The sequence below is a fragment of the Aquidulcibacter paucihalophilus genome, assembly GCF_002105465.1.
Classification (GTDB): domain Bacteria; phylum Pseudomonadota; class Alphaproteobacteria; order Caulobacterales; family Aquidulcibacteraceae; genus Aquidulcibacter; species Aquidulcibacter paucihalophilus.
On sequence record NZ_NCSQ01000079.1, the window covers coordinates 1 to 6,365 of the forward strand.

General features: G+C 53.0%; 6 protein-coding genes. 5 read left to right on the forward strand and 1 reads right to left on the reverse strand.

The window, feature by feature from the left end:
• Nucleotides 1-248 precede the first annotated feature (248 nt).
• On the forward strand, nucleotides 249-1,025 hold the full coding sequence (locus tag B7364_RS07010) for a MerR family transcriptional regulator (RefSeq protein ID WP_085339314.1): 777 nt from the start codon (nucleotides 249-251) through the stop codon (nucleotides 1,023-1,025).
• 61 nt (nucleotides 1,026-1,086) lie between these two features.
• On the opposite strand, the gene B7364_RS07015 is transcribed toward B7364_RS07010, so the two are convergent.
• On the reverse strand, nucleotides 1,087-1,806 hold the full coding sequence (locus B7364_RS07015; protein ID WP_157893550.1) for a DUF6624 domain-containing protein: 720 nt from the start codon (nucleotides 1,804-1,806) through the stop codon (nucleotides 1,087-1,089).
• Between the two features lie 634 nt (nucleotides 1,807-2,440).
• Between B7364_RS07015 and B7364_RS07020 the strand changes: the two genes are divergently transcribed.
• From B7364_RS07020 to B7364_RS07030, 4 genes are all read left to right on the forward strand, one after another.
• Nucleotides 2,441-3,394 carry an IS110 family RNA-guided transposase gene (locus tag B7364_RS07020; protein WP_085339316.1) on the forward strand — a complete coding sequence of 318 codons (954 nt, stop codon included), beginning with the start codon at nucleotides 2,441-2,443 and terminating at the stop codon, nucleotides 3,392-3,394.
• Nucleotides 3,395-3,409: 15 nt separating this feature from the next.
• Nucleotides 3,410-3,538 carry a hypothetical protein gene (locus B7364_RS18245; RefSeq protein WP_269798767.1) on the forward strand — a complete coding sequence of 43 codons (129 nt, stop codon included), beginning with the start codon at nucleotides 3,410-3,412 and terminating at the stop codon, nucleotides 3,536-3,538.
• A 192-nt stretch (nucleotides 3,539-3,730) separates the two neighbouring features.
• Nucleotides 3,731-4,603: a LytTR family DNA-binding domain-containing protein gene (locus tag B7364_RS07025; RefSeq protein ID WP_085339317.1), complete on the forward strand. Its 873-nt coding sequence runs from the start codon at nucleotides 3,731-3,733 to the stop codon at nucleotides 4,601-4,603.
• A 521-nt stretch (nucleotides 4,604-5,124) separates the two neighbouring features.
• On the forward strand, nucleotides 5,125-5,760 hold the full coding sequence (locus B7364_RS07030; protein WP_085339318.1) for an outer membrane protein: 636 nt from the start codon (nucleotides 5,125-5,127) through the stop codon (nucleotides 5,758-5,760).
• Nucleotides 5,761-6,365 lie beyond the last annotated feature (605 nt).

A 6,365-nucleotide genomic window follows, 5' to 3' on the forward strand; every position in this document is an offset into this window, starting at 1 on the left:
CCCAAAAGCATCCGAAACTCTTCACGATTGCGGAAGGTCTGCTTTGGGGCGTGGGGGCGAAAGCGGACGTTGAAAGGCGCTTCAAGGCGCATTCGGAGGTCGCCAGTGGCAGTGGAGATGGTTCATTCCTTGCAGAACTCACCCCAAAGGCACGAAGTGCATCACTGTACAAACCATAAAAATGCTTATTGACCCCGCCCGTGGGGCAGAGCGCAGAACGAACCGATCACTTGAGATTAGGTGCTGAAATGAACTCTGATCGACCCGCAAAAATCGCCAAGCGTCTTGGCATTGGCCTAAAGGCGTTACGTCTTTGGGAGGCAGAAGGGCTGATCAAGCCCCACCGCTTGGCAAATGGTTGGCGTGTGTTTCGAGACGAGGATGTCACAGCCGCTTGGCGCGTTGCGGCGCTCAAGCAATTGGGCTTCTCGTTGCGCGCCATCAAAGCCTTGCTCAGTCGTGGCACACCTAGTCTTGATGTGATCCTATCAGTGCAGGAACGCGCGTTGAATGAGCAATTATCGCAAATCCAACGTGCGCAAAAAGCGATCCTAGCAGCGCGAGAAAAACTCGCTGGCGGTGCCGATCTTGATGCTGATGCCCTCATCATCCTTCATCAGGAGACCAACATGTCTAATAATTTCATTAATCCAACAACCGAGAAATTGTGGGAGGCCACTTTTTCACCTGAGCAAATCCATACGCTGAAAGAACGGCCCTTCACGTCTGAAGATCAAGAGCGCGTCGGCGCGGCTTGGGCCTCTGTCATCACGGAAGCAGACCGGTTACGCGTGATCGGCGATCCCTCCTCGGAAGCGGCATTGGCGCTGGGCCGACGCTGGTTTTCGCTGGTGCGCGAGTTTACGCAAAGCGATCCCGGCATGATTGCATCAAGCCGCGAATTTTATGCCCAAGGCTTCGCCAACCCCACCACGGCGGGCCAGATGCCATTTGATAAAGCCGTATGGGACTTTATTCGAAGAGTTGCCGAGCAATTGGTCGCGCGCGGTGAGACGATAACCTAGACGCGTACTTCGTGTAGTGGGGTGCATCTCGATAATACGACATTTTAGGGTGCAAAACTCGCTACTTGCACATTTTTAGGTCCGTGATCTCTTGTTGATACTCTTCGAGAGTTTTTGACATTCCAACTTCTCTGCGCCGCTGGTTGATCTCGTTTGGGTCTCTTACGGGCGGGAAAATCGGCTCCCCATTTACACAGTTTACTTGACTGCCAAACTCTTGTGGCTCCCCTCGAACAACGGCAACTCTGTCGGCGAACAGGGCGTATTGCTGCTTGCTAAGAAGCCCGCTTTCTGCAGCGGCCTTGATTTCCGGAACAAGGTCAAGAACTTTTGAAATATCGCCATGTTGCAGGATTATGAACGCCGCGCGATGCCCGGCGGGGTCAAGTTCATTCGAATTGAACCAACGGCCGATTGGTTTTAATTCCATAAGCTCTTCGAAATTTTGCTGACCTCTGTTGCCCGTCAATACCAACAACCGCCCCTTCAGCGCCTCTTCGTCCTTCGTCAGGGTCCCCTTGTTCTGAAGCGAAGCAAGCAGGCTCCTATTTTTTTGGTCGAGTTCGGCTGCTATTGAAATATTGCCAAGGTTCAAAGTCGTTAGTTCTGCATATCGCTGCTCCAATTCTTGTACCGATTGAACACTCGCAACATTTAAGGGCTTCTGTTCTGACTGAATGCGAGATTCTTGAGAAGGGGGTGGTGCCACCCCGCAACCAACTAAGGTTGGAATCAACAGCAAAGGAACGAGTAGCAGCTTGACTGGGTTTGCCCGTAACAAAATCTCGATCCTTTTTCGCGCTACAAATCTGCTTAACTCAACTGCTCCCATTCTTCCGGCAGGGCGTCAAATGAAACATTGCAGCCTTAAGGGGTACGACTTGCCTGCGCCGGATTCAGGCCGTGTACTCCCGGAAGTTTCTCACGCTTTACCGACAGTTTTCCCGCACTTCACACCCAAACCAGACCATCTCCTCTTGGCCACTTGGCGCTATGGCTTGAAGGGGCCGAATTGAACCTGATCGCCAATTGCACAGCCCATTTTCCACTTGGAAGGTCTNTCAGGCTATGCCTGGGCAAAGGCTTCGTTCGAGTTTGCGCAGAAACAATGGTCAGGCGGCTTCAAGGCAAGCGGAGCGACGCATTGAACCGTTCCAAGTCATTTGGCTAAGGCGCATCATTGTCGATCTGAGGGATTGCTCGACCAAGGTGCATTCCATTCGGAACGCACCCTTGTTACTTCGATCCATGTCATAAGGAAGTCGGGCGGGACCCTGTATGCACCCTTGGTCCTGCAAGACCGTCGCGTAGCTGAGGGCCCGCCCGAGCCGTTTCCTGAACGGTTGCCCACCCTGAACAGTTGCTGGGAGCGGTCTACCACCACCGACTCCGCTAACAAGGATAGGAGTGCTACCATGACAGATACTTATGTCGGTGTCGATGTTTCGCGGGCTTGGATCGATATGTTTTGCCCTCTCACCAACCAACATCAACGCCTAACAATGGACCCCGCCATACTCGACACCTTCGCCGCCGGGCTTAGTAGCAAAGGCGTCGTGGTCGTGCTCGAAGCCACAGGCGGATGTGAGCGCGCGTTACTTCACGCACTCACCATCCACAAAGTTGGCTATGCGAGGGTCAATCCAAGACAAGCGCGAGAATTCGCGCGCGCAACGGGCCGATTGGCAAAGACCGATGCTGTCGATGCGCGCATGCTGGCCGATATGGGTGCGAAGTTTGCCCTGAAAGCCGATGATCCGATTGATCCACAACGGGCAAGATTAGCCGACTTAGTTGCGCGCCGTGAGGCCTTGATCGGCTATATAACAAAGGAGAAACAGAGACTTGGAACTACGGTTGATCTCTTCATCAAAGACGATATCGCCACCAAGCTCACCTTCCTCAAGACCCGTCTCGCAGCCCTGACTAAGGAAATAGCTGCCCACATCAAATCTGCGACACAACTCGCTAGACTTGATGCAGCCCTCCAAAGTGCGCCTGGCATCGGCCCTGTTGTCGCCGCCACTTTACTCGCCGGCCTACCTGAAATCGGAACGACCAACCGCCGAGCTCTCGCCAGCCTTGCAGGTCTCGCACCACACGCTTGCGACAGCGGCATACGACGCGGCTCTCGCCATATCTGGGGCGGTCGCGCCCAGATCCGGCGCGCCCTCTATCTCGCCGCCTTCATCGCAAGCAGCCGCGATCCTGTCCTTAAAGAGTTCCGCACCAAGCTCTCAAACCAACAGCGTCCGTTCAAAGCCATTATCATCGCGGTCGCCAGAAAACTCCTCACACACCTCAACGCCATGATCCGCTCAGGACAGCCTTGGAACAATCAAATCAGTGCTGATTTGACACCCGCATGACCTTGGTCAAGACAGTTGCTACCGCGCGGAGCGCATTGCTGGTTCACCTATGCAGGACTTCTCGAGCGCGAGGATGACGACGATCAGGCTGAGGCGCTGATTGATGCGTTTCTCGATGAGGTCGCGCGTGCGGTGCGGGGGTGAGGCGGCAATCATCGGTCGCTTTGGGTCAGCTTGGTGCCAAACTCGCTCAATAATGCGCAATTCACGCGAGCCCGAAAGCGGACAGACCTAGTAGGAGGGGCGGAGTAGGAGGCGCGGAACACTACAAAGATTTCATGCTTGGCCGCTGAGCGAGTGCTTGAAGCCGATTTGCCATTTGGGTAATGACGACGCATGAAGCTCAAACTCGCCCCATCAAATTCAGCGCAACTGAGTTGGCCAAAATTCTTGGCTTTTTCAACAATCTGTATTGCAATCGTCATCGCACTTTTAAATCCAAGTTCGACCCAAGAACTTTCGATCGCGCAAAGGGCTCTACTCTGGCTAATTCAAGTGAGCGCCCTGTTAACGATGATGCAAGTTATGCAATTGGGGCTACAAAAACTCAGCCCATTCTTTAAATGGCCAGTTTTCGTACAGTTAGCCCTATCAGGGCTTCTCGGAGCCGCGCTATTTGTTCCGATTGGGACATGGCTTGATGGAATTCTAGGATTAGATGAACCCACGGTGACTTTGCCACGAAGTTGGTACTTGGAGTACTTGGAAGAACTTGCCTTCGTTTCGCCGCCTGCGGTGACTACATGGCTGGGCCTCAATGCAATCCGTTTGAAGGGCGCCCTTGGTATGTTTCAGGATCGAAGCCTGCCCGTAACCAATACCAATCAAACTAGCACCCAACCTAGAGGCTCAACTGGTGTTAACACAGGAAGCCAGGAGAGTAAGACCGAACCTTTGAAGCTGCCGTTCGTTGACTTGCTTCCACCACCCCTCGGGACCGATCTGGTCGCGCTATCTGCCGAGCTTCATTATACCCGAGTTTATACCTTTGCCGGTCAAGCTTTGATCTTCTACCCCTTTGGCCGCGCCATCGAGGAATTGAAAGAGGTTGGCTATCCAGGTGTCCAAGTGCATCGATCCCATTGGGTTGCACAAGATCACATATTGCAGAAGAAACGCCTCAAATCTTCTAGCTTCTTGCAAACGGACACAGGCCTCAAGATACCGGTCAGTCGGCGTCGGAAGAATGATTTGTCACAGGTTTTATGAGGCCTAGAGCCCTGAGGCCTTCTAACAAGTCGACATGTTGAACCAAAATTTTTTGCGCGCCTGAGTGTTAATCACCTTTGCCCAAATGGGCTTGACGCAACTCCTCCCAAACCTTGGACTTGCTTCCGATGGCACTTTGACTGCAGCAGAGCTTTGAACCATCCACAATATGGCGTAAACATGAGCTCGACGTCGTTGCTCCCGCACCTGCCTTGCCGCCACGGTTTAAGACCCTGACTTCAGCAGCACTGCGCGAGGCTGATTTGAAAACAAGTCGAGATATTCAAGCCTAGTTGAGTGGTCCTAGAAAAGGACCTTTTGTCGGTGGCACTAGAGTTACTTGTACCTCTCTCGGCGCGCGCCAGCCGGAGCTGACTGCAGATAATCTGTCCGTTCGTGCAGTATAGGCTACCGTTCGTGCAAGAGCACTTTTCCTACAGACCTCATCGGGTAGTTACCCGACAGGTCGAGTAATCAGCCCGGCCTTATTCTCCCTACGAAACACTCAGAAGGAAAAGAAAATGTTCTACCGCACGTTGGCTGTTGTCGCAGCGCTCTTTGCATTTGGAAATTCAGCAATCGCTCAAACAGCCGATAAAGAGGGTGGTCTCTATGCCAAGGTTTATGGCGGTAGCTCCACCTTGAGTAATACGGACCTACAGATTGGAGGAACCCGCACCAAAGGAAAGTTCGGCGGGGGCGCGCTGGCTGGTGGGGCCATCGGGTACGACTACGCCGGGCCTTGGCGGAGCGAGCTTGAGTACACCTACCGATCCAGCTCACTAAACTCCCTTGGAGGGGTTGCTGCAAGCAACAGCGATTACGCCTCAACTTCGATCATGGTGAACGGTCTATACACCTTTAACGAAGCCGGCAGTTTCAAGCCTTATGTTGGCTTAGGCATTGGTTTGACCCGTGAAGTAGATTTCGATTTGAATGCCGGCCCCGCTGCCAACCGTGGCCAATACTCCAGAGCAAGTATGTTTGCTGTTCAGGGTATAGCTGGCGTGGAGTATGAGTTTGCTGAAGATTGGAAAGGATTCGGGGAACTGCGGACATTTTCGGTCAATAGCCCAAGCCTCAGGGGCGGCGGTCGTACACTCAAAGCTGACTATCGAACAACTGACATCGTAATTGGAATCGCCAAGAAATTCTAGCGATACACTTTGCTGGCTGCATGCCTGCCGGTAGGAATGCGCCACTTTGTCATGTGCACCTACTTCGGTGTTTCTGAAACCGAGACAGCCTTTGCCCCAGGCTATGCCTTGGCAAAGGCTGTGTTTGATTGCCCAAAAAAATTGTTGGATCACTGCCCAAGGCGACGGCACGAGGCGCACAGGTCAACTTATGGCGGGTTAGCCTACTCTTGAGGCGCAAATCGATATCGCCAACAACATGATCGGTCGGAGTGCGGGCATTACCCGTGCAAGAATGCCAACACGCAAAATGCCCAAATTGGCATAAATCAAGGATGTGAGGCTCGTTAAGAATGGACCCTATTCACCAAGCGAGGCAGACTAAGTTGAGTATTCCGCGGAAAGGTCCCGCGCTCCTATGGACATTAGGATGCGCAATTGCTTTATCTGGTTGTACCCGCGTCAACAATTACTTCTTCGTGCGCGCTCCGTCCGGAGACATTGTTTCTGCAGAACTCCAGCTGTGCGGAAAAAATCAGCTACTCGTGCAAAATGGGTCGAAGTTCATGGCACGAATGGCGATTAGCTGTACCCATTCGCCGAGGGCCACATACCGGTGAGGTATG

Coding starts and splice junctions, on each gene's coding strand:
- B7364_RS07020 (WP_085339316.1), top strand. CDS start 2,441: ATGACAGATACTTATGTCGGTGTCGATGTTTCGCGGGCTTGGATCGAT.
- B7364_RS07025 (WP_085339317.1), top strand. CDS start 3,731: ATGAAGCTCAAACTCGCCCCATCAAATTCAGCGCAACTGAGTTGGCCA.
- B7364_RS07030 (WP_085339318.1), top strand. CDS start 5,125: ATGTTCTACCGCACGTTGGCTGTTGTCGCAGCGCTCTTTGCATTTGGA.
- B7364_RS07010 (WP_085339314.1), top strand. CDS start 249: ATGAACTCTGATCGACCCGCAAAAATCGCCAAGCGTCTTGGCATTGGC.